Here is a 1,137-nt window from a genome sequence, read left to right as displayed (position 1 = left end):
CGGGCCGTCGTCAGCCCTGCTCGTGGTCGGTGGCGTCGCGCCGGGCGCGGTCGCGGGCCCCGCGGGGCCGGCCCCCCCCCCCCCCCACGACGCGGACGGACGGTGCCGCCGCGGGTGGGCGGCGGCGGGTACGGCGTCAGACGACGGTGGCCTCGACGGTCACCGGGATGGCGAGCGCCTTGGAGTAGGGGCAGATCCGGTGGGCGCCCGCACCGAGTTCGTCGGCGGTCTTCTGGTCCACGCCGCCGACCTCGAGGTGCAGCACGGCGCTCAGGCCGTAGTCGCCCTGTTCGTGCCGGTGGTGGAGGGTGACCTCGGCGACGACGGCCACGTCCTGCACACGCACCTTGCGCTGCGCCGCGGTGATCTTCACCGCGCCCAGGAAGCACGAGGCCCATCCCGCGGCGAGCAGCTGCTCGGGGTTGGTCGCCCCGCCGTTGCCGCCGAACTCCTTCGGGACGGCGAGGGTCAGGTCCAGGAGCCCGTCGCTGGACGCCGCCCGGCCTCCGTTGCGGCCCTCGCCGGTGGCGGTGACGACGGCGGTGTAGTGCGTCTCGGTCACGATCATGCCTCTCTCGCGTGTCCCGGGCCGATCGGCCCAGCGGATCACCTGTCCGGGTGGTGACGACTGTCGCAGAACCCCTCGTCACCTGTCAAACAGGTGACGCACGACGCTCCCCATGCCGGGCCACCCCGCGACCCGTGAGGTGAATCACTTCCTTGACAGGTGACAAAATGGAGGACATCGTCAACGGGAACGACACCCTTCGGCGGAGGAGACGACGCGATGCCGCCCACCCAACAGAAGACCCCCGACGCCGCCGCGGCGGCGCGCAGGGCCCGGTTCGGCAAGCTGCCGGAGCGCGTCCGGCCGGAACAGATGGTCCAGGAGTGCCCGGCCACGGCTCCCGACCCGGCCCGGGACGTGTACACCGCCGACGACTGGCTCGTCCGCTACTGCCTGTGAACCCCGCCGGCTCCGCCGGCCGAGCAACGGAGGTCTCCCCGTGCGCATCCCCAAGCCGCTCCTGGCTGCATCCCTGACGGTGCTCGCGGCAGCCGTGAGCGTCGCCTGCTTCGCCCAGGTCGTCTGACCGCCCCGCCCGCCATCGCCACCGCGCCGGCCCGCCCCGACCC

At 73.6% G+C, this 1,137-nt stretch carries 2 protein-coding genes; one reads left to right on the top strand and one right to left on the bottom strand.

The window, feature by feature from the left end:
• Positions 1–136 precede the first annotated feature (136 nt).
• Positions 137–562, bottom strand: coding sequence for an Ohr family peroxiredoxin (locus ACFV3E_RS45590; protein WP_500542308.1), 426 nt, complete (start codon positions 560–562; stop codon positions 137–139).
• A gap of 225 nt (positions 563–787) precedes the next feature.
• Here ACFV3E_RS45590 and ACFV3E_RS45585 point away from each other — a divergent pair, with 225 nt between their 5' ends.
• Entirely contained in the window at positions 788–967 is a 180-nt protein-coding gene (locus tag ACFV3E_RS45585; RefSeq protein ID WP_500542306.1) for a hypothetical protein, read from the top strand.
• Positions 968–1,137 lie beyond the last annotated feature (170 nt).

The organism is Streptomyces sp. NPDC059718 (assembly GCF_042733315.1).
GTDB lineage: Bacteria > Actinomycetota > Actinomycetes > Streptomycetales > Streptomycetaceae > Actinacidiphila.
Note: the sequence above shows the minus strand (reverse complement) of the source record. Positions and strands in the feature narration are given on the sequence as shown.